Genomic DNA, 23,336 nt, shown 5'->3' on the forward strand with positions numbered 1-23,336 from the left:
AGACATTTTTAAGATTTTAAGGAGATACTCAACTCAAATGCTAATTTTTCCATGGCATTAACTGCTTTATTTTCTAAAAATATCTTGGTTATTTTATCACTATAATTAGATTTTTTAATGTTAATTTCAATTATTTTTGCTCCATTATCTTTAGCATAAAAAGGTATTCTAGCAGCAGGATATACATCACCAGTTGTACCAATAATTATAAAAAGATCTGCTCTTTTTGCCTCTAAATATGCTAATTCATGAGCTTTTTGAGAAACTGATTCACCAAAAAATATAAAATCTGGTTTTAAGATACCCCCACAATCACTACAAAATGGTGGTATCTCACTCAAAAGATTCTTGAGATCATTAAATTGAGCTCCACAATCAAGACAGATAGTTTTTTTAGAATTTCCATGGTATTCTATTACATTAATACTTCCTGCCTCTTGATGAAGGCTATCAATATTTTGAGTAATTATAGAATCAAGCAAATTATTTTTTTCCATCTCAGCAAGAACTCTATGAGCAAGATTAGGTTGAGAACCATTAAAAAATTCATAATAAATCTGTTTGATAGCATGCCAGGTTTTTTTAGGTTTTTGCTTTAAATAATTGATCGAAAAAATTTCAGGCTCATAATTATCCCATAAACCATTTTTGGATCTAAAATCAGGTATACCACTCTGAACAGAAATCCCAGCTCCTGTGAATGCTGTTATATGCTTGGATTTCTGAATTAAATCTGCTGCTGCTTTATATTTGTTCATTTTTAAATCAAATCTCCTTTCTTCAAATATATAGTTCTTTAAAAATATTTGATTACCTTTTTGTATAATATGGAATAATGATATATAATTATATTAACCGCTTTATGAGGAGGATAACAATGGAGATTCAAAATTTAATAAATGAAAACTTAATAATAATGAACTTAGAAAGTAATGTTAAAGAAGATGCTTTTAGAGAAATAATTGAAATACTAGCTAAAAATAATAAAATAACTTCTAAAGATGTCTTTTTTGAAACCATTTTAAGTAGAGAAGAAGAAGGCCCCACAGGTTTAGGAAGGGGAATTGCTATTCCCCATGGCAAGAGTGAGGTAGTTAATGAATTAACTCTTGCTTTTGGCAGATCAAAAAATGGTATAGAATATAATAGTCTTGATCAAAAACCTGTCAATCTATTTTTTATGGTAGCAGATTATAAAGGCTTTTCTCCAGATTATTTAAAAATGGTATCAAAATTAGTGAGCAAAATGAGGGTCGACGAAAATAGGCAGGCACTATTAGACGCCAAAAGCAAGACAGAAGTATTAGAAATAATCTATAAATTATTTTAAATATCAATGAGAAGAGGGACTCATCATGTTTAAAAAAACTATTATATTTTTTTTGTTGATCGTAATTGCATTATCAGTTTATACATTATTATCTAATCTTTATTTAGAATGGGAATACAGACAAAATGTTAGTTCTATGCAACAATCCTATATGATCAGAGATAGTTTTTCTATGATGAACCCAAATAGCCCAGCTGTCCCAAGACCTTTAAGAAATTATATTAATTATAGTGTAATAAACTTAAATAATTTACCTTCTTATGTAAAACTTAACTATTCTGGCACTTATTATCACAATGCTAGCAAAACTGGAAAAGATTTTACTGCAAAAAGCTTTTATAATATTAAAGAGCTTAATTATATAAGTGAATTTATGATTGATGATAATAGAATTATTTTTCATAAGGTAAGAGAAAAATTACTAGAATCAGAAAAAACACATGAAAAAAAATTATTGGGGATTATCAATAGATCGAATTATTATTCTGAAGAACCAGAACAATTTTTAAGAACCCGTTTTATATTTGATGCAGTATATTTCCCTTATTTTTATCTATCTGACCAGCAAATATCTTGGAATTCTTTAGATGATAAAAGTATACTGATAAGAATAGCTAAAAACGAAAAAACAATGGAATATACAATGAAATTCAATGATGACTATTCTCTCTCCTCTATTGTTAGTGAAGAATTTCTTTTTGAACGAAACAGAGTTCGTTTTACTGCCAATTATAGTAATTATATCCGACAAAATAATTTTAGAGTCCCCACATCTATGGAATTGCTTTATGAAGATAGTTTTGAAAATTTCACCATTTTTGAAGCTAATCTTAATAGTTTAAGTTATCAATAATTATCAAAGCAATCTTGAAAATAATTTTCTCTTATAATAAAACAAAAAATTTATAGATTTTTATTTAATTATTTTAATATTAAAAATAATAAGATTTTTTTGGAATTAAATAGCATATAATTAATATTGACTGGATAAGATAATTATGTTAATATTATGACAACATAAGTTAAAATATAATATTTTTGTTTAGGAGATTTGAGAAATCCTATTAGTTTTTTAAGCATTTTGCCGGTTTATGCTTAATTAAGACAGGTAGGATTTTTTTAATTTTATATTAAGGAGGAGTGCTAATGTCCGATTATTATGATTATATGCTGCCAACTGTAAATTTTATGGGACCTGGCTGTGTAGAGGTTGTTGGAGAAAGGTGCAAAATTTTAGGTGCAAAAAAAGTTTTAATAGTGACTGACAGCTTTTTAAGAAATATGGAGGGTGGACCTGTAGATCAGGTTGTTAAATATTTAAAGAAAGCTAATTTGAATTATGCATTTTATGATGAAGTTGAACCTAATCCTAAAGATGTAAATGTTTATGCTGGGCTTAAGATTTACGAAAGAGAAAATTGTGACATGATTGTAACTATTGGTGGTGGAAGTGCTCATGATTGTGGAAAAGCAATTGGAGTTGCAGCTACCCATGATGGTGATTTATACAAAGATTATGCGGGTATTGAAAAACTAGAAAATGAAACTCCTCCCATGGTCTGTGTAAATACAACCGCTGGAACTGCTAGTGAGGTTACCAGGCACACAGTTATTACTGACACTTCTCAGACTCCAAACGTTAAATTTGTTATAGTAAGTTGGAGGAATACACCGGATGTCTCTATCAATGATCCGGAACTTATGGTTGGTAAACCACCTGGATTAACTGCTGCAACCGGTATGGATGCTCTGACCCATGCAGTAGAAACATATGTCTCAACTAATGCAAATGCTTTAACTGATGCAGCAGCTATTAAATCAATCGAATTGGTCGCAAATAATTTAAGAAAAGTCGTTAAAGATGGTCAGGATATTAAAGCACGTGAAAATATGGCTAATGCATCCGTATTATCTGGTTTCGCCTTCAACAATGGTGGCCTGGGTTATGTTCATGCTATGGCTCATCAACTAGGTGGTTTTTATGATATGCCACACGGTATAGCTAATGCCATTTTACTGCCTTATGTAGAAAAGTTTAATCTTGGCACAGATGTAGAGCGTTTCTCAAATATTACTGAAATATTTGGCAAAGAACAAAGTAAAATATCTAATAATCCAGAAGCTCAAGAATCAATTAAAGCTATTAAAGATGAAATCGATAAGCTAAAAAGATTTAAAAAAATCGCTGAAGTTTTTGGTGTTGATACAAGTAATATGTCAACAAGAGAAGCGGCTGAAGCTTCTTTAGACGCCATTAAAGAACTAGCTCGAGATATTGGAATTCCAAGCTCTCTGAGCGAATCTAAATTTGATGTTAAAAGAGACGATTTTGAAGAAATGGCAAAATTAGCTTTAGAGGATGGTAATGCTGGAACTAACCCTAGAAAAGGTAGTGTAGAAGATATTGTAAGAATATTTGAAGATGCCTTTTAATAGCACAATATTAGTAAGAATATAATAATAAAATATAAAGCTTAGCAATCATTAAGATAATTCATACTCAAAAATAATTGCTAAGCTTTTTTGCTACAATAGTCCCAAAAGAAAAATAGTACTTAAACCAAGATAAATAGAAACTCCTGTTATATCAGTAATGGTTGTCAAAAAAGGTCCTGTCATAAGTGCAGGATCTTTTCCAAGTTTTTTAATTATAAAAGGCATTGAGCCTCCGACCACACCAGCAACTAAAACATTAATTCCCAACGCTATACCTGCCACAAAACCAAGTATTAAGTTTCGCTGTAAAAAATAGGCCACTACTGCAAATACAGCCCCTAATACCAATCCATTTACTAAACCGATCTTCATCTCTTTTACCACAGCTCTTTTAATATCTCTAATTTGGACTTCTCCAAGCGCCAGACTCCTGATTGAAACCGAAAGAGCCTGAATACCAACATTACCTCCCATATCAGTAATCATTGGTAGAAAAGCAGCTAAAATTGCAACCTGAGCTATAGTATTTTCAAAATTACTTATAACTGCAACAGCACCTAAATTTAAAAATATATTTCCAATCATCCAGGGTAGCCTCATTTTAATTGATAATCCTGATTTAGTAAAAAAAGATTCTTCTCCTGAAACACCAGATAAGGCTAGAATATCTTCTGCTATTTCATTAGAAAGTAATTCTACAGCAGTTTCCATGCTTAATATCCCGACTAATCTTTCCTGTTTATCTACAACAGGGAGCAGCTTTAATTTGCGAGCTTTCAATCTCTGAGCAGCTTCGATTGCTGGATCCTCTACATTAGCCGAATATATATTTTCTGTCATTATACTATCAATCTTAGCTTTTTTATCTGCAAATAACAGTTCTCTAAAAGAAGAAACTCCCAAGAGTTTATTATTCTTATTTACTATATAAACATATGACCTATGCTCAATAGTTTCCGAAAGATTTTTAATTTCAGACAGTATATTTTCTATTGTATTACCACTTATAACTGAAAGAAAATCTTTTTCTAAAAAAGCACCAACAGTATCTTCACTATAACTTGCGATATTTTCTACTTCTTCTCTTTTAGACCGAGAAAAATCTTCTAATATTTTCTCCTGTTTTTCCCGCGGATATTGATTTAATATATCAACTACTTCATCACTATCCATTTTGGATAAATACTTTAATCTTTCTTCTTCTGGCATTAATTCTAATAGCTCTGCAGCATATTCTTCTGCAAATCCATTAATAACTTCTAATATTCGATCCTTGGGCAAATGTTGAAGAAAAGAATAGATATGTTCAGATGAGAAATTCCTAAGTAACTTTGCCAACCTTTGAGCAGGCAATTGCTCAGAAACCTCAACAGCCTTTTCAATTTCTTTAGCTTTTAAATATTGCTTTGTTTTCTGAACAGCTTCTTTAATAATCTCATTACCTAATAACAATTAAACCCACCCCTTTTCTACAATAAAACAATATATTGTTTTATATTTGTAGATAAATTAAAAATGTTTATAAAAAGAAATGACCAATTAATAATCTAAGTATTATTCTGCTTATTAAATCTATTCTATATCTATACTAAATTTCCCGCTTTAAATATTAAATTTTTTAATTTTAAAGAAAATTAATAGCAAAACAAAAAGAGACCAGGGTCTAATGGTCTCTTAGAAATAATTAATTTTCATTTTTTTTACTCATGATCTTCTTTTGGCATTTCTATATTTATAAAATCAACAAGTTCTTTAATTGCCTTTTGAGAATCTTCCCCATCTGCTTTAATGCTTATTTCTTTCCCTTTACCAACCCCAAGACTCATAACTCCCATAATACTTTTAGCATTAACTTCTTTATCCTCAAAAATTATATTTATCTTTGACTCAAAAGAGCTAGCTTTTTGTACAAATTGGGCTGCTGGTCTGGCATGTAAGCCTGTTTTATTTTGAATCAAAACCTTTTTTTCTAACAACAAAAAAATCATCCTTTCGTTTTTAAAATATTTATTTCACAGATCTCTATTTTTAAACCATACTTTAAGATCAGAGATAATACTCTGATTTTTATTATAATTAAGATTATCAACAGCAGAGATCAAATTCTCTCTTTTAAATTTCTTGCCTTTTAAATTTTCTTCAAGTTCGATAAATAAATTACTCTCAATTGAATCTGTATATACTTCGACATCTTTGATAACAGCTTTAACCAGATTGAGATTTATTTCTAATTCACCCCAAGCAAAGCTATTTTCAAAAACAATGTCAAATTCTGCACCTGCTCCATAACGCCATTCCCAGGATGAATATTTATTGTAAAGCTCACTTAATTCTTCCATCTTTGAGGGCTTATATGATTTTATTTGTTCAGCTTTTAAATAAACTTCCGCAAAGGTTTTTTCCAGTTCTTTTTTTAATATTTCAAGGTTTAAGTCCTCATTTATTGACTTTAAATTAACAACTTGGGAACGAACAGAATCAATACCTTTAGATATTATTTTCTCCTGAGACAATTCTAAAAATTTAACTAGAGCATTAAGATTACTATCAAGCAAAAGTGTCCCGTGATGATAAGCCTTTTTTGACCCAAAATAAAAAGCATTACCTGAAAACTTTTTTCCACCTGTTATGAGATCGTTTCTTCCGGAAAACTCAGCTTCTATACCTTTATTTCTCACCGCTTTTAAAATAACAGATAATTGTTTATGGAGATCATAATATTTTCTTCCCATTAAAAAAGTGAAATTTAAATTACCTAAATCATGATATACGGCTCCACCACCAGAAATCCTTCTAGCCAGATAGCCACCACTTTCTTCAAGCTGACTGCAGCGGCACTCTTTCCAGGCATTTTGATTACGACCTATGACTACAGTATTATCATTTTGCCATAAATATAATATTATCTCATCCTCAGATAAATTATTTAATAAATATTCTTCTAAAGCTAAATTGTACCAGGGATTATATTCTTCAGAATATACAATTTTAGACCTATTAATCGACATTTTTTACTTTCTCTCCTATTTAAAAATACTTCTTTTATTCTTCTTCCCATAATTCTTTAATCTCTTTTGCTATTCTGTATGGCTTGGTTAACAGTCTTTTCGGCAAAGAAAAAATTATTGAAAACTTTTTTTCTCTTAATTGTTTGCTCAATTTAAATGGTTCGGTTAAAATATGCTCAACTGTATCAACTGTATAATGCTCTAAAAGTTCTTTTTTATCAATTCCATGAACATTATTACACTTATTACATTTTATGCGCTGAATCTCATCATGAATATATATTACAGTATGAGGAGTTTCTTCATCACATTTTACACAGTAAAGAGCTGTATCCATTTTTTCCATTTTAAACTCTACACCCCCATTGCTTAGTTAAATAATCATTATCTACCGAGCTTCTTATTAAAGCTTAATTATTTTAAAATATTCTTTGAGTATATAATGATTATAAAATAATTAAATCAAAATAGCAAAATTATGATTTAAATAAGAAAGAAAACAACTGACCCCTTTCAATACTCTAAAACCAGAGGTCTCTCTTTGAACAGAAACCTCCGGCTTATTAAGCATTCTAAATTAATTTCTATTTATATCATCTTAGCTTTTTAAGATTTTTATAATAGTTCCATTATTTATTTCAGGTAATTTGGACTTTTCAAGATTAATATCACCAGGTAACTGTGCTTTAGTATTACCATTAAATCTTAAAGTTGCATGACCTAAACGGCTCATATTTTTATTTACCACTTCACCGACAGCAGTTATTTGATATTTTTTGTCATCTATTTGAATATAATCTCCGATTTCAATTTCTCCTTTAAGCTCAGATTTAGTATGAATAACTGAGATCTCTGCTAATTCTGCAGGTGCATTATCATTAAATAATATAATTAAATCCTGCTCTAAAAATTCTTCAACCTGATCACCTAAAGCAGTGACCTCAATTTCATATATTGCTTCCAATTAATAAAACCTCCCTCTTTAAATTAAATAATCATATTTAAATATAGCTCTTAAGAATAAAGACCAAAACTTGCAAAATATGCTATTATTGTTGCAACTGGTCCTGTTATAACTCTAGAAATAAGTACTGCTGGTACTCCGATCTCTTGAGTTTCTGGCTTTGCTTCACCTAAACTTAAACCTACAGGGACAAAGTCACAACCAACCTGTGGGTTAATAGCAAATAGTGCTGGCAATGCAAAATGAGGTGGAATATTTCCTCTTCCAATCTCTACACCAATAATTACACCAATAATCTGAGCAATAACTGCTCCCGGTCCAAGAATTGGTGACAAAAATGGTAATGAAGCTATTACTGTTAAAGCCAGTAAACCAGGTAAAGTACTTGCTAGTGGTGAAAGAGTGTTGGCAATAAGTTCTCCTAATCCAGTAGCATTGATAATACCAATTATAGTAGCTATGAATGCCATAAATGGAATTATATTTTTGATCAATTGATCAATAGTCTCACGACCAGCTTGATAGAATACTCCTACTATTCCACCCATTGCTCGACCAATATTTGCAATAAATCCTGTTATACCGCCATTACCATTTCCTCCATTACCCCTGACAGCTTTAGCTGCAGCTGCTGGAGAGTCCGCTTCTACATCCTTAGTAGTTTCTGGAACACTTGCTTCTTCATCAGTATATGATATATTATTTACTTTTACACCTGAAACATAGATATCTTCTTTGATGTGTTTTGCTAAAGGACCTACCTGTCCAGCTGGTGTTAAGTTAATTGTTGGAATTCTTTTTTTAGGATATACTCCTGCCCTGGCAGTACCCCCACAATCTATAACAACACATAACATTTTTTCTTCTGGTACGCTAGTATTAAAAGCATCTTTTGCTTCTGTCCCAGTCATATCTGCAATTTTCTGAGCAACAGGATGTATACCTCCACCTGTCATTGAAGCAACTATATTTTTTTCATCTGTTGGTTTAAGTACTAATGGTCCTCCCCATCCATTGCTAGAACGAGTAATTTTAATAGTTTTATAAGTCACAATATTTCCTCCTTTATAAAAAATTTAACTAGTTTTTTTATGCAGCATCCTGGACAAATTCATCAAAACCTTCTAGCTCTATACCATCTTTTCTCATCATCCAAACGGTAATCCTCTCTGTAACAATTCCTCTAATTAAAATTACAATTACACCAACAACAAAATAGCGAATTGCCAATGCTCCTAAGCCAAGACCAAGTTCTTGAATCCCATTAGCTATACCCATATAAACGAATAACTCGGCTGGATTTGCATGAGGAAAAAGTCCCAAGATTGGATGAACAAATGACACAGCTGCATCATAAAAAGCTGGCTTATATCTTTCTGGCAAAAATGTACCAAAAGTATATGCCATCGGATTTGTCAAAAAGAAAACAGCCATTATCGGTAATAAAGTATAACGCAAGACTATATTTCCTCCGATTTTAGCAGCAAATTTATTTACCTTCTCTTCTCCTATTAAATTCCTTACAGCATAAACTGCAGTCATCAATGCTACTAGAGTTGGACCAATACCTGTTAATAGTCCAACAAAAACTTCTCCACCTTCATTAAATAGGCCAATAAACCATTCAGCGGCCAATGTTAACATTTCCATAAATTACACCTCCATAATTTTTTAAAAAATTACGCCCAAATCCCAAAAAACATTTTTAATAATTTTTATATCACCCCCCTAGCAATAATTTTACTAAGATTAAGCATTATATTGGGAAAATTGATTTTTAAATTAAATACTATTGCAAATTTTCAAATTTTTATAAATTTTTTATTGCTTAATTTTCTTTTTTAAATTGTTAAGTGCCTGTTCAACAGCTTCCTGTTTACTTTCTTTTTTGAACTCTAAACTTTCAACTTCTTCAAAACTTAGACCCTTTAATTTTTCATCTTCTTTAAAGCGAGCAAAAACTGTTACTCCAAACATCTCCTCTGCTGCTGTAATCGTTTTATGATCACTGCTCACCAGTAAAACAATAGCTCCAATCCCAAATTTTTTCGTTACTTTACCAACTCCAATTGTTCCTTTAGTTCTTAGCTCCTGCATTCTTTTTCTAAAATTAGCCATCTGCATAAATGTAAAAACTGCCTGCAGTAGCCAAGCTACAATAATTATGACAATAATTGGAGCCCACATTAATCATCACACCCTTTTGCTAATACTTTTTCAGCAGTAATTTTATCTGTAACCAATACATCTAAAAAGCCACCTTTAAGAGCTGCAGTAATAGCCTCTATTTTTCCCTCTCCCCCAGCAACACCAACTACAGTTTTAATATCTCTTAATGATTCTAAATCGATACCGATTATTCTTTCATTTATTTCTGTAGGACAAAGTTTGCCATCAGAATCATAAAAACGTGAGCAAACATCTCCCACTGCATTATAACTTTTTAATTCCTGCATCTCTTGCTTATTAAAATTTAATCTCTGAGCAAGTTCTTCGATTGAACCAATACCTACAAATGCAACATCTACGTTTTTTGCTCTATCTAAAAGTTCTTTAGTTTCTTTATTATTAATCAGATTATTTTTAAGCTCTTTGTTGTCAACTACAGCTGGAGCATATAAAAAATGACCTTTACCATCATATTTATCCAAAACATTCTCAATAATTATATTAGAATGAACATCAGCATCAAATGTACCTGAGCCACCAACTAAGGTAATTAATTTTAAATTATTGATATTGTGATTAAAGCTTAAATTTTTGACCATAGCTTTAAGAGTTGAACCCCAGGAAAATCCAATTTCCATATTACTTTGTACGAGATCGTCAAAATATTCGGCTGCTGCTTCACCAATTTTATCTTTTAGATTATCAAATGAATTATCATAATCGGTCACAATAGCATTTTTTAGAGAAAAAGTTTTTATTAACTTGTCTTCTAAAGCAAACATGTTACATTTATTTTGAACATCTACAATTTTAAATTGAACTATACCTTCTTCTTTAGCTTCTTTTAGCATTTTTGACACCGTAGGTCTAGACATGTAAAGGCGATCAGCTATTTCTTGCTGAGTTAAATTTTCATTATAGTAATATTTTGCTGCTTTTAACTTTTTACAATATCTCTGATTGGTCATCTCTAATCAACTCCATTTTTAAGATTGTTAAAAATATAACACATTAACAATAATATCAAAAGTTTTAGTATAAAGCAAAGCAGCAAAATATTTACTAATTATTATATTTAAAACATAACTTTTGCCGGGAATTCTATTAATTCTTTGATTTCATTTAAAAAGTTAGCTGCTGGTGCTCCTTCAACAAGTCGGTGATCAAAAGCAAGACTAAGCCACATCATCCTTTGAATTACTATTTCATCATCTACTACTACTGGCTTTTTCTTGATTTTTCCTACTCCCAAAATACTGCTTGCTGGAGCATTTATGATCGGTGTAAATATTTCAGTTCCATACATCCCTAAATTTGTTATAGTAAGTCTTGCTCCACTTAAATCTTCAGAACTCAATTTATTATTTTTGGCTTTTTCTATTAATTGCTGCTTTTCTTTAACAATATTCTGGATTTTCTGGTTTTTTAAATCTTTAAGTACTGGTGCAGTAAGTTTATCTCCCAAAGATACAGCTAAGCCTATATTGATATTATCATTATAAACTATTTTTTCCTCTTCTAAATAGGCATTTAAAACTTTGTGCTTTTCCATAACGGTTGCTACAATTTTAATCAGTATATCAGTAACTGAAACTTTTAGTTTATCATCACCCTGATGTTTGTTCCAGTCATCTTTTAATTCAAGTAATTTTTCCATATTAACTTCATTAGTTATTGTAACATGTGGTATCTCAGTCCAGCTTTCTTTAACTTTTTTTGCACTAGCCTTGCGAATTCCAGTTAATTTATCAATAATAGTTTCTTCTGAACTTGGCTCTTTTACTGACTTAAGTTCTGCTTCTTTTTCTTTTTCTTTTGCTGCTTTTGAATCCATATACTCTCTAATATCTTTAACCCTAATCACATTATCTTCCGAACTAGCCTTTACTAGATTCAAGTCGATATTATTTTCTCTTGCAATTCTCCTTACTGCTGGAACTGTTTTTATTTTATCTACAACAATTTCTTCGCTTTCTGTAGAGATTTCTACATCACTTTCTATTTTAACTTCTTCTTTTTCTTCAGCTTTATCAGAAGACTCTTCTTCAACTTCCTCTATTTCTGCTGCACTATCTTCCTCAGTTTTATCTATTAACTCATCTATGTCTTCATCTTCCTCACCAATATAAGCAATTACTTCTGTAACTGGTACAACATCGTCTTCTTGATATAATTTTTTTAATAGAATTCCATTATCAGGTGATTCAATTTCAAAGTTGGTCTTATCACTTAAAACTTCTAAAATAACTTCACCTGCTTCGACCTCTTCCCCTTCATCTTTTAACCAGTTTACAATCTGGCCTTCTTCCATTGTCATACTTAGTTTTGGCATTATTAATTCTGAAGCCATTATTTAATACCTCCTAGTCTAAAATATCTAATACACCTTTTATAATTTTTTCTTCACTTGGAATAAATTCTGATTCAAGTACTGGTGAAAATGGTACAGGTGTATTCGGACCAGTTACTCTTTTAATGGGAGTTTCAAGATAATAAAACGCTTCACTATCAACGATTCTGGCAACTATGTCACCGCCAATCCCACCTCTTCTGCTGGCTTCATGCACAACTACCGCTTTACCTGTTTTGCTCACCGATTTGACTATACTTTCCATATCTAAAGGTACCAGAGTTCTTGGATCTAAAACTTCTGCATCTATACCCTGTTCTGCCAGTTTTTCAGCAGCATTAAGGGCTTTAAATACCATGTGAGAAGTTGCAATAATTGTTACATCTTTTCCTTCTCTTTTGATATCTGCTTTAGCAAAGGGAATAGTATATTCCTCTTCAGGTACTTCTCCTTTTTCTCCATAACCTTTTTTATGTTCAATAAACATTACTGGATTATCATCTCTTATTGAAGTTTTCAATAAACCTTTGAGATCATAAGGGGTTGATGGCATAACAACTTTTAAACCTGGAATGTGATATAATAAGGCTTCTAAACTTTGAGTATGCTGAGCACCAGCTGCTGCAGCACCGGCCGGCATTCTTAAAACAAAAGGTGCATTCATCTGGCCTCCAAACATGTAATGAATTTTTGCTCCCTGATTAATAATCTGATCTGAAGCGATTGTAATAAAATCCATAAACATCATTTCGGCAACAGGCCTCATACCCATTAAAGAAGCACCTACTGCTGCTCCAGCAATTGCAGCTTCTGAAATAGGAGTATCACGAACCCTCTCTTTACCAAATTTATCAAGTAATCCATTGGTAACACCAAAGGCACCACCATAGATTCCTATATCTTCTCCAATTAGAAAAACATTTTCATCTCTTTCCATTTCTTCTCTTAAAGCTTCATTAACCGCCTGTCTTCCGGTAATCTCTCTCATTATAATTCGACCTCCCCATCAACATATACATCATCGTAAATATCTTCTTTATCTGGAAAAGGACTTTCCTGAGCAAATTTAACTGCTGCTTCAACCATTTCATCTACTTCTTTTTTTATATCGTCTATTTTTTGTTTATCTAAAAGCCCCTGTTCTTTAAGTAATTCTTCAAACTGAGCAATCGGATCTCTTTCTTTCCATTTTTTTTCTTCTTCTTTTGTCCTATAAACTTTTGCATCACTTTTTGAGTGACCTTTCCAGCGATATGTTTCTGCAACTATTAAACTTGGTCCCCCATCGTTTCTAGCTCTTTCAACTGCTTCCTGTACAACTTCGTAAACTTCCATAATTTTATTTCCATCTATTTTTACACCAGGAATATTATATGCTTTTGCCCTTGCAGATAAATCTTGAATATTAAATGCTTTTTCAACAGAAGTTGACATTCCATACTGATTATTTTCGCAGATAAAGACAACCGGTAAATCCCACACTGATGCCATATTTACAGCTTCATGAAAAGCACCCTGATTCATTGCTCCATCACTAAAAAAGCATAAAATAACTTCATCTTTTTTCTGCATTTTAGCTGCCAATGCAGCTCCTACTGAAATTGGTATTCCTCCACCAACTATGCCATTAGCACCTAAATTATTGGTGTCAGAATCAACTATATGCAGAGAACCCCCTTTACCTTTACATGAGCCAGTTATTTTACCAAAAAGTTCAGCCATCATTTCTTTAATATTTACACCCTTAGCAATAGAATGACCATGCCCACGATGAGTACTACTTATATAGTCTTTTTCTTCTGCAGCATTTATAGCCCCAACTGCAATAGCTTCTTCACCAATATAAAGGTGAGTTGTACCTGTAATATCTCCATGAGAGATAAAGTAGTCGACTTTTCTTTCGAATTCTCTAATTTCTAACATATCCTGGTACATTTGTAACATTTTCTCCTCAGACAATTCCATTATCTGCACCTCCAAATAAAATACTAATAATTTGTTTTTAAACTATTATTAATTTCTTTACATTTGTTCTTTATTAAAACTTTTGTAAACTGTGGATTAATATTAACATCTAAATTTTCTTGTGTCAAGGTGTTTTTTAAATATTTAGAAAAAAGACACTATTTAATTAATTGTGAAGATAATCACTTGACCTTAGTGTTATATAAGGAAGGTCTGTCCAGCCCTAATAGCTGCTACATATCCTCCTGGTCCACTTCCTACAATCGCAATGTCATATTTTTCAGCCATTTTTTCAACTCCTTTTCATTAAGGATAAAGATATTTTACTTAAATAATTTTCAACTTATAGGCAATATATATTTCCCCCTTTTTTATTTGCTAAAAAAATTAGAAAAATTAAGATATAGCTATTTTACATATGTTCTATTATATATCATTTGTAAATTTCATGTTTATGATAACAGCATAATTAAATTATGTCAAGTGAATATTTATTTAAAACTGACAAATTGCATCTTGTTACTAAATATGAAATAATATTTGACAAAGAAATATTATTGTGATAATTTATAACTACAGTTTACATTTGTAATGTAAATAAACATATGTAAAGTTTTTGTTTATTTTTAAATATAATTATCATAAAATCAGAAGGGGGAAAAAGAGAGTGAGTAATGTATATAAGGATTTAAAAGAATTAGAAGCAAAAGGAGAATATATTAAGATTGGTTTAATTGGGGCCGGGCAAATGGGCACAGATATTGTAAGTCAGGTAGCTCAAATGAATGGAGTTAAAGTTCCAGTTGTAGCTGATATTGATATAGAAAGAGCCAAAAAAGCCTACCAATTGGCAGGTATCAGCACTGAAGACATTATAATGAGTGATGATACAGCAGAAATAAATAACTATATAAAAGAAGACAAAAATGTAGTTACAAGCAATGGTTTTGCTGTACCAGAAGTGGAGAGCATTGATGTAATTATTGACGCAACAGGAGTACCAGATGTTGGGGCCAGAATTGGTCTGGAGACAATTAATAACAAAAAACACATTGTAATGATGAATGTAGAAGCTGATGTAGTAGTTGGACCTATTTTGAAAAAAATGGCTGATAATGCAGGTGTAGTTTATACTGGAGCAGCTGGTGATGAGCCAGGAGCCATTATGGAAATCTATAATTTTGCTAAAAGTTTAGGTTATAAGGTGGTTGCAGCTGGTAAGGGTAAAAACAATCCTCTTGATAGAAAAGCAAATCCAGAAAGAGTTGCAGAAAGAGCTAAGCAGAAAGGTACAGCCCCCCATATGATGGCTTGCTTTATGGATGGTACTAAGAGTATGCTTGAAATGGCAGCAGTTTCAAATGCAACCGGTCTTGTGCCTGATGTTTCAGGTATGCATGGACCAAAAACTACAATTGAAGATCTTCCCAAAGTTTATTCATTGGAAGAGGATGGTGGAATCTTACAAAATGAAGGTATAGTAGATTTTGCTCTGGGTAATGTTGCTCCTGGTGTATTCGTCATAGTTACAACAGACAATGAAAGAATTAAGTTCAGTATGAATTATTCAAAAATGGGAGAAGGCCCAAATTACTTATTATACAGACCTTATCACTTAGCAAGCCTTGAAACTCCATTATCTGCTGTAAGAGCAGTATTATATAATGAAGCAACAATAGCACCAATTGGAGATATTGTAACAGAAGTAACAACTATTGCTAAAAAAGATTTAAAAGCCGGAGAAGAAATAGATGGTATTGGTGGATTTGCAGTATATGGCTCTGTTGATAAAGCAGAAGTAGCAAGAGAAAAAAATCTTCTTCCCCTAGGACTTAGTGAAGGCGCTACTTTAAAAGAAGATGTTAAACAGGGAGAAAAGCTTACCCTTGACATGGTAGACTTAAATAAAGATTCAGTTATCTATGAACTCTGGAAATTACAAAAAAGAGTTTTTAACTAAAAAAAATCTGCTTCTGTGATATAGCAAAATATACTTTGATAAGTTTAGAAAAACGCCTGCCTTGTGGCAGGCTTTTTTCTAATTTTCATTTAAAACTTCAATAAATTTTTTAACTAATTCTGGATCAAATTGACTACCTGCACATCTTTTCAGTTCAGCAACAGCCTCTTCTTTTGAAATATTTTTTTTCTTATAAGTATCAGCGGAGGTCATAACCTCATAAGCTTCTGCAATGGCAACTATCCTTGCAGCTAATGGAATTTCCTTTTCTTTTAAACCTTTAGGATAACCTGTACCATCCCAGCGCTCATGATGAGCAAGTACACATTGAGCAATATCAATTGTATCGGAAAAATAATTTAAGATCCTATAACTTGTTAGAGCATGCAATTTTATTTCATCATATTCTTTAGGGGTTAAAGCAGATTTTTTATTAAGGATTTCTTCATCAACAGCAACCTTGCCTATATCATGATAAAGAGCTGCATTAGTGATTTTTTTGCATTCTGATTCTTTTAAATCTAATTTATTTGCTAGTCTAGCAGCTAATTCAGCAGTTCTATTAGCATGCTTTTCTTCTCTGCTGCTCTTCTCATCTAAAATATTGGTGATATTTTCAATATGTTTAATATCATTATCTGTTCGACTAACAGTTTTGCTGGAATACATTTCAGTTTCAGCCTCATCTATAAGCTTAATTATATCTTCTTCAGAAGCTATTTTGGTACTAACACCCATTGCAATACCAGAAGATAATGCAGTAGAATTTTTTTTGCTAAAACTTTCTTTAATTCTCCTTACAACTTTTTCTGCATCTTTTCTGCTAGTTTGAGGAAGCAGGATTATAAATTCATCCCCACCCCAACGAGCTATTATATCATCTTCACGGCAGGATTCTTTAAAAGCTTCAGTTGCTTTAAAAAGTAGTTTATCTCCAGCATTATGGCCAAAAATATCGTTGGTAAGCTTTAAACCATTTAAATCTCCAATAATTATGGACATCGGTAAATTCCTATCTACATTCAGCCTTTTTAATTCTTCCTCAAAAAATCGCCTATTATATAAACCGGTCATTGGATCATGATAACTTAAATATTCTATTTTTTCTTTCTGTTCTCTACTTGCAGTTTCATCCCTGAAAACTACAACAACACCCCGAACCTGATCATTTTCATCTTTTATAGGAGCGGCTGTATCATCAATAAAATATTTACTATCATCTTTTGCTACTAAAATTGCTCCATCTTCTAATTCCTGTGTTTCTTCAGTTTCAAAGGCTAGTTCTACTGGATTAACAAGATCTTTTTCCTCATCTGCACTGCTTAAATTTAATACTGAACGATAATCCCTACCTTCTGCTTCAGTTTTATTCCAGCCTGTTAATTCTTCAGCAACTTCATTTATCATTTCGACTTGTCTCTGGTTATTGACTATCATTACAGCATCACCAATTGAGAGTAGTGTCTGCAGATATTTATTTCTTTCAATAGATAGTTTTTGTCTATTTTTATATTCTTCAGTAATATCTCTTATATATGCTCCAACACCATAAGTTCCATCTAATAACTTAACAGGAAATTTAGTTGAATTATAAACTTTATTTTGCCATCTTACTTCTTGGCTGATTAATTCTCCTTTTTCCTTTACTCTATTATCGGTTTTTCTGACAAACTCAGCAAATCCTGGTTCAGAAAGCTGATAATCATCAATCCCTATAATTTCGTCTTTATCTTTACCATAAAATTCTGCTACCCTGTCATTCACAAAAACATAATTTAAGTTTTGGTCTTTTAAATAAACTAAACTGTCATCAGCATCAATAAAAGTCTGCCTTAATTTGTTTAACCTTTCAATCTCTTTATTTCTTTTTTTGGCTGCCTGATAGTTCTTATAATATAAAAATGAGGCTATAAATAAAATTAAAATTATTATAATTAAAGTTATATAAAAATAATTACTAATCTGCCTATTTCGTTCAGCTAGCTCTACTCTTGGAGTCACATCATGTATTATTGAAAGAAGTATTTCCCTGCCTTCAAACATCTGGGGATAAGAATATACCTCAACATGCCTTATTTCTCCACTTTCTAGCCGGTGTTCAAACTGAAAAAAATTTCTTTCCTCTCGAACCGCAGCTGCCATCTCTTCTGCAGTTTCCTCGGGGCTTAATACATTAATCTCTGCGATATTGATTTCTGTAAGCTCTTCTTTGCTATAACCATAAAATTCTGCTGCAGCATCATTAGCATAAATAATTTCTCCACTTTCTTGATCAATAAACAACATTGGAGATCCATGACCATCAAAAATGTTTATAACATTATCTCTAACTTCTGGTGTCTCTGCACCAGCAGAAAAAGTAACTATTAAAATAAGAACTAAAACCAGCAAAAACTTTTTCACAGTCAAGACCTCCCCTTGTTTTAAGATTTTCTTAAAAAACTAAACAATCTTACCATTATAAAATAATTCTAAATTGAGAACAATAATCAATTTTAAGAAATTATGTTATTTTTTCTTCTTTTTATAAATTAAAACTGCTAACAAAAACACTAAGATCATACTTAGGATAATTACTATGAACTCAAAATAAGATCGAGTATCTATTTGATTGATTCGTAAACTTGTATCTCGATAATATTCAGGAATTTTCCCATTATCTTCTGCAAAAGAGGCAGCATAATTGACCACAGTATCCCAGACTTTAAGCTCTCTATTTTGATAAGTTAATGTTAAATCTTCCATGTCTTCTAATGAAACAGGACTACCATCCTCTTTTTTTGGTTGAAATTCTATATGAGGTAATAATTCTTCAACTAAAGGTAGAAAAGAAAAAACATAGGCATCAGTTACAACGTGATAAAGTCTCTCTTCGTCTTTTTCTAAAAGCTCATAAGCTTCTCTGTCATTAATAGGCTGTATCCCGTTCCCTTTAAATATTTCAATATTTTTAACTGCTCTAGTTGTAGGAATTGGAATATCTAAAATTGGAAGTTGAAACAATACTGCATCATCAGGATTATAATCATAACGCAAACCAGAAAAATGCAAAAAATAATGGGGCTCCATTAATTTCTCTAATAAAACTGCTACTTCTAAAAGGTGTGCAATCTCTTTTCCGTTAAAATAAACAGAAATAATTGGATAACCGGGATAATCATCATATCCTTCACCCAGGGAAACTACATTTGCCAAATTATAAAAATTAACTCCTCTATTTTGATCAGGAATAATCGGCTGACGAATATTACCACTACCAATTACAGCTACATCTACTTTATTTCCGGTGTTCTGCTCAGTGATTATTCTCATCGCATCGGTAACAAAATTACCCAGAGGTGTTTCAGATCTTGGAGGCTGATTTACAATATTAAAATCGGAATAAGTAATTATCTCTTCAATATCCTGAAATTCATTTTCGGTCATTTGAGCTATAAACTCATTTAAATGAGTTGTGTATTCAGCAACTTTATTAGCAATTTCTTGATCTTCTTCAACTTCATCATCTAGAGGAAGTAAAAAATCATTATTTCTTTTCTGATTAACAATTTTTAGTTCTTGATCGTCAGGAAAATATGCTAAGTTTAACTGACCTAAATATTTTAAATAAGAATCAGCCTGAACAATAATAGTATTATTTTCGATTATCGGTTCAAATAGAGCAGTATGGCTATGTCCCCCAACTATTATATCAATACCCTCTACTTCCTGGGCCAGCTCACGATCCTCTGCTACTCCAGAATGAGTAATTGCGATTATTAAGTCTGCTCCTTTTTCTTTTAAGTCTACAATTTTGTTTCTAGCTGTCTGATGCTGATTTAGAAATTCCATATCACCTGGTTTTGCTATTACATCCACAGCATCTCTACCAATCAAACTAAAAAATCCAATTTTTAAACCGGCTTCTAATTCTATTATATGAGTGTCTTGATATAAATTATCTCTTTTTAATACATGGTCATCCGGAGCTTTAAGATTAGAAGCCAGAATCTTTGTCTGCTCATGAGCACCAGGATAACCAGCCTCTTTAAGATAATCGCCCAGAAGTTCAGGCCCATAATCAAATTCATGATTCCCAATAACAGCGATATCATATTTTAGTTCTTGCAATATTTTTAGTTCTGGTGCATAGCCCCTTATATTAAGCCAGGAAAATATAGAGCCACCTATAAAGTCTCCAGCATTTAAAAGCAATAGTTCTTCACCTTTTTCAGTTTTTCTTCTTCGAATCTCTTTAATTTGAGATGCCAAACGAGCAAAACCACCTGATTTAAAGTCAAAACCTTCCTCAAGAACAGAATCATTATAATTGCCACCTGCATAATGAGGAATTAAAGCTGAATGCTCATCATTTGTGTGTAAAATACTAAAGTTAATCTCTTCTCTTTGTTCAGCTTTAACCTCAACAATTAAAGCAAAGAGCAGAAAAACTGCTGTTAAAAAAATAACTTCAGCTAAGATCAAATATTTATAATCACTTTTTGTTCTCACCACTGTTAAATCAGAGCTCCTTTTGCATTTTTTAACACCAAGAACTTTTCTATTTAGCTTAGCTTATATTAATAGATTAAAATTAAAACAGTATTCTTAAAATATTAGCTCCTGCAACAGTAGTTCCGATTACACTCCCTAAATTAGCTAAAATAACAATCAGAAGTATTTTTGTTACTTTATTTGTCCAGAGAGTTTTTAAGGTAATACCTTCAGAAAGGCTTTGAAAATCTTTGACCTGCGGCTTTCTTAAATAAGCTTCCATTAATCCAGCAAACCATCCGGCCGCTAGGGCTGGATTTAATGAACTAAGCGGTGCAACCAAAAAAGCTGTTAAAATCGTAATTATGTGACCTCTGGCAATAATAACTCCCAGTGCAGAAAGGCTGCCATTCCAGATTATCCAGGTTTTAGAAACCTCAATCCCTGTCTGCACATTGCTAAAAAAAGAATAAATTATTAATAAAATGAAAAACAGAGGTATCCCCCAGGAAAATATTTTTGTCCACTTTACTTCTGGAGGTATCTCATTAAGTTTGTTTAGATTCTGTTGATTATAAAGTTCTTTTTTAACACCTGGAAGGTGGGCAGCTCCAAGAACAGCAACCACTTTTTTACCAGGTGCATTTTTTATTTTATGAGATAAATATTGATCTCTTTCATCAAGTAAATAGCGTTTGATTCCAGGAAAATTTTCTCCCATTTCAGCAAGAATAATATTCAAAGAATCATTAGATTTTAAAGCTTCCAGATCGTCTTCACTGATCTCTTCATCAACAAAAAGCATAGTAATAATCTGAAAAACTAATTTCATTTTTTCAAAAAGCCCTAAACCTCTCCAGACTCTTTTAAACGTTATTTGAATATTTCTATCAGCAAGAACCAGTTCTGATTCAGTTTCTTGAGCAGATTCTATTGCCTGCATCATTTCCTGACCTGCTTTAATCCCTAACTTTTCTGCCATTCTACTTTGAAAAGAACTAATTATCAAATTCACCAAAAGTAATAAAGATTTTTTTTCTTTAATAACCTGAAATATATCCATTTCACTCCATTTATCCTCTTTGTCAATAGAATTAAATCTCTGCTTATCTAATTCTACACAAACACTATCAGGTTTTTCTTCCTCAATTACTTCTTTAACCTGTTCTGCACTTCTTTTTGAAATATGGGCTGTTGGAATTAAAATTATTTCTTTATCATCTAACATTATCCGTTCAACATTATTATCATTCACAAAAAGCAGCTCCTTCTATTTTTTATAAAATATATGATTTTTTATCGTATAAATTATTATATCATAAATAAAGGATTTATTAATTCTAAATAGCAAATAATATTAATTTTTTATAAAAAATTGCTTGTAAAAAAAATTAACGACCTGAACTCTATAAAATTAAGAGCTCAAGCCGCTTAGATAATTTACTGTTCTATGATTTTTTAAAAAATTTATTATAGATTAGATATCTTCCTGCATTTGTTTAAAGCTTACAGCATCACAAGGATCAGCAAACAATTTTTTAAGTTCATCATCTACTTTTGTTAATGTTATTGAATAACCTGCCATCTCCTGTGAAGTAAAGAATTCACCAATGTAATTTTTAGCTATATCAATACCTTCTTCTTCTAACATATTATATACCTTACGATAAGAAATATACATTTCTAGAGGGGAAGTAGCTCCTAAACCATTAATTAATACTACTACTTCATCACCTTCTTGATAAGGTAAGTCTTCTAAAACTATGTTAAGCAATTCTTCAGTAATCTCATCATTGGTTGTCATCTCAGCTTTTCTTATTCCTGGTTCACCGTGATGGCCAACTCCGATTTCCATTTCTCCTTCATCAAGTTCAAAACTTGGTTCTCCATTTGTTGGCATTATACAGGGCTTGTGTGCAACTCCCATACTTCTAGTATTATATAAAGCTTGATCAGCAATCTCTTTCATCTCAGATAGTGAGTAACCTCTTTCGGCCATGGCACCAGCTAATTTCCAGATAATAACTTCACCAGCCACTCCTCTTCTGTTTTCCATTTTATCCTTTGGTGCAGAAGCAACATCATCATTAATTATAACAGTATCAACCTCTATACCATCTTCTTCAGCCATTTCTGCTGCCATTTCAAAATTCATTATATCACCGGTAAAGTTACCAATACAGCATAAAACACCTTTGCCACCATCAGCAGCTTTGATTGCTTCATAAATATGATCTACAGATGGCGAAGAAAAGATATCTCCTACTGCAACTGAATCTAAGCAGCCTTCACCAATATAACCCATAAAAGCTGGCAAGTGACCGGAACCTCCACCAGAAACAACACCAACCTTACCATCAATAGGCGCCTCTTTTCTAGCTACAGCTCTTTTAGAAACCTGCTTGATTTTCTTTTGATGTGATTTCACAAAACCATCGATCATTTCTTCAATCAAATCATCTGGATCATTTAAATACTTTTCATAATTAGGATTAGGCATTTTAATTTTCCCCCTTTAATATTAATGTTAATTTATTTGGCTTTTGAAAAATAAAAGCCTTTTAAAAATAAAATCATCAAAGACAATTAAAGTTTAAGTCAGAATATTTTATTAATTCTCAACAAAAAAACTTACTTTTTATTTCAATTAAATAATAACATAGAAAAACAACAAAAGCAAG

The 23,336-nt window shown here is 31.7% G+C and carries 21 protein-coding genes; 4 read left to right on the plus strand and 17 right to left on the minus strand.

What is annotated here, in order from left to right; all coding sequences use genetic code 11:
• Positions 1-8: 8 nt before the first annotated feature.
• Positions 9-758 (minus strand): SIR2 family NAD-dependent protein deacylase, encoded by a 750-nt coding sequence (locus tag HALSA_RS11680; protein ID WP_013406754.1) that lies wholly within the window; start codon positions 756-758, stop codon positions 9-11.
• A 119-nt stretch (positions 759-877) separates the two neighbouring features.
• On the opposite strand from HALSA_RS11680, the gene HALSA_RS11685 reads away from it, so the two are divergent.
• The 3 genes from HALSA_RS11685 to HALSA_RS11695 all read left to right on the plus strand — a co-directional run bounded on the left by HALSA_RS11685 (position 878) and on the right by HALSA_RS11695 (position 3,763).
• A complete protein-coding gene (locus HALSA_RS11685; RefSeq protein ID WP_013406755.1) occupies positions 878-1,330 on the plus strand; it encodes a PTS sugar transporter subunit IIA in 453 nt (150 codons plus the stop codon).
• Between the two features lie 25 nt (positions 1,331-1,355).
• Complete coding sequence (locus HALSA_RS11690; RefSeq protein WP_013406756.1) at positions 1,356-2,183, plus strand: DUF6544 family protein; 828 nt, start codon at positions 1,356-1,358, stop codon at positions 2,181-2,183.
• 293 nt (positions 2,184-2,476) lie between these two features.
• The gene (locus HALSA_RS11695; RefSeq protein WP_013406757.1) at positions 2,477-3,763 is read left to right on the plus strand and encodes an iron-containing alcohol dehydrogenase; all 1,287 of its coding nucleotides are present in this window, start codon (positions 2,477-2,479) and stop codon (positions 3,761-3,763) included.
• Positions 3,764-3,856: 93 nt separating this feature from the next.
• Here HALSA_RS11695 and mgtE read toward each other — a convergent pair whose 3' ends face one another.
• The 12 genes from mgtE to pdhA form a co-directional block, all read right to left on the minus strand.
• Positions 3,857-5,218, minus strand: coding sequence for a magnesium transporter (gene mgtE, locus HALSA_RS11700; protein ID WP_013406758.1), 1,362 nt, complete (start codon positions 5,216-5,218; stop codon positions 3,857-3,859).
• A 248-nt stretch (positions 5,219-5,466) separates the two neighbouring features.
• Entirely contained in the window at positions 5,467-5,742 is a 276-nt protein-coding gene (locus tag HALSA_RS11705; protein ID WP_041595841.1) for an HPr family phosphocarrier protein, read from the minus strand.
• 36 nt (positions 5,743-5,778) lie between these two features.
• Complete coding sequence (locus HALSA_RS11710; RefSeq protein ID WP_013406760.1) at positions 5,779-6,774, minus strand: lipoate--protein ligase; 996 nt, start codon at positions 6,772-6,774, stop codon at positions 5,779-5,781.
• Between the two features lie 34 nt (positions 6,775-6,808).
• Complete coding sequence (locus HALSA_RS11715) at positions 6,809-7,120, minus strand: hypothetical protein (protein ID WP_013406761.1); 312 nt, start codon at positions 7,118-7,120, stop codon at positions 6,809-6,811.
• A 252-nt stretch (positions 7,121-7,372) separates the two neighbouring features.
• Positions 7,373-7,738 (minus strand): PTS glucitol/sorbitol transporter subunit IIA, encoded by a 366-nt coding sequence (locus HALSA_RS11720; RefSeq protein WP_013406762.1) that lies wholly within the window; start codon positions 7,736-7,738, stop codon positions 7,373-7,375.
• 50 nt (positions 7,739-7,788) lie between these two features.
• Positions 7,789-8,790, minus strand: coding sequence for a PTS glucitol/sorbitol transporter subunit IIB (gene srlE, locus HALSA_RS11725; RefSeq protein WP_013406763.1), 1,002 nt, complete (start codon positions 8,788-8,790; stop codon positions 7,789-7,791).
• A 37-nt stretch (positions 8,791-8,827) separates the two neighbouring features.
• Positions 8,828-9,388, minus strand: a complete 561-nt coding sequence (gene srlA, locus HALSA_RS11730) for a PTS glucitol/sorbitol transporter subunit IIC (RefSeq protein ID WP_013406764.1) — start codon at positions 9,386-9,388, stop codon at positions 8,828-8,830.
• Between the two features lie 171 nt (positions 9,389-9,559).
• A complete protein-coding gene (locus HALSA_RS11735; protein WP_013406765.1) occupies positions 9,560-9,925 on the minus strand; it encodes a transcriptional regulator GutM in 366 nt (121 codons plus the stop codon).
• Positions 9,925-10,875, minus strand: coding sequence for a sugar-binding transcriptional regulator (locus HALSA_RS11740; RefSeq protein WP_013406766.1), 951 nt, complete (start codon positions 10,873-10,875; stop codon positions 9,925-9,927). The genes HALSA_RS11735 and HALSA_RS11740 overlap by 1 nt, the downstream gene beginning before the upstream one ends.
• Before the next feature lie 107 nt (positions 10,876-10,982).
• On the minus strand, positions 10,983-12,257 hold the full coding sequence (locus HALSA_RS11745) for a dihydrolipoamide acetyltransferase family protein (protein WP_013406767.1): 1,275 nt from the start codon (positions 12,255-12,257) through the stop codon (positions 10,983-10,985).
• A gap of 13 nt (positions 12,258-12,270) precedes the next feature.
• Positions 12,271-13,245 (minus strand): alpha-ketoacid dehydrogenase subunit beta, encoded by a 975-nt coding sequence (locus tag HALSA_RS11750; RefSeq protein ID WP_013406768.1) that lies wholly within the window; start codon positions 13,243-13,245, stop codon positions 12,271-12,273.
• Positions 13,245-14,222: a pyruvate dehydrogenase (acetyl-transferring) E1 component subunit alpha gene (gene pdhA / locus HALSA_RS11755; protein ID WP_013406769.1), complete on the minus strand. Its 978-nt coding sequence runs from the start codon at positions 14,220-14,222 to the stop codon at positions 13,245-13,247. Before pdhA ends, HALSA_RS11750 begins: the two co-directional genes overlap by 1 nt.
• A gap of 667 nt (positions 14,223-14,889) precedes the next feature.
• Between pdhA and HALSA_RS11760 the strand changes: the two genes are divergently transcribed.
• Positions 14,890-16,182, plus strand: a complete 1,293-nt coding sequence (locus HALSA_RS11760) for an NAD(P)H-dependent oxidoreductase (protein WP_013406770.1) — start codon at positions 14,890-14,892, stop codon at positions 16,180-16,182.
• A gap of 78 nt (positions 16,183-16,260) precedes the next feature.
• Here the strand turns inward: HALSA_RS11760 and HALSA_RS12520 are convergent, their stop codons facing one another.
• The 4 genes from HALSA_RS12520 to HALSA_RS11780 form a co-directional block, all read right to left on the minus strand.
• Positions 16,261-18,585, minus strand: a complete 2,325-nt coding sequence (locus tag HALSA_RS12520; RefSeq protein ID WP_013406771.1) for an HD domain-containing phosphohydrolase — start codon at positions 18,583-18,585, stop codon at positions 16,261-16,263.
• A 105-nt stretch (positions 18,586-18,690) separates the two neighbouring features.
• Positions 18,691-20,676, minus strand: a complete 1,986-nt coding sequence (locus HALSA_RS11770; RefSeq protein WP_013406772.1) for a bifunctional metallophosphatase/5'-nucleotidase — start codon at positions 20,674-20,676, stop codon at positions 18,691-18,693.
• Between the two features lie 79 nt (positions 20,677-20,755).
• Entirely contained in the window at positions 20,756-21,910 is a 1,155-nt protein-coding gene (locus tag HALSA_RS11775; protein WP_013406773.1) for a TraB/GumN family protein, read from the minus strand.
• Between the two features lie 222 nt (positions 21,911-22,132).
• A complete protein-coding gene (locus HALSA_RS11780; protein WP_013406774.1) occupies positions 22,133-23,155 on the minus strand; it encodes a dihydroxyacetone kinase subunit DhaK in 1,023 nt (340 codons plus the stop codon).
• Positions 23,156-23,336 lie beyond the last annotated feature (181 nt).

It is taken from the genome of Halanaerobium hydrogeniformans, from assembly GCF_000166415.1.
Classification (GTDB): Bacteria; Bacillota; Halanaerobiia; order Halanaerobiales; family Halanaerobiaceae; genus Halanaerobium; species Halanaerobium hydrogeniformans.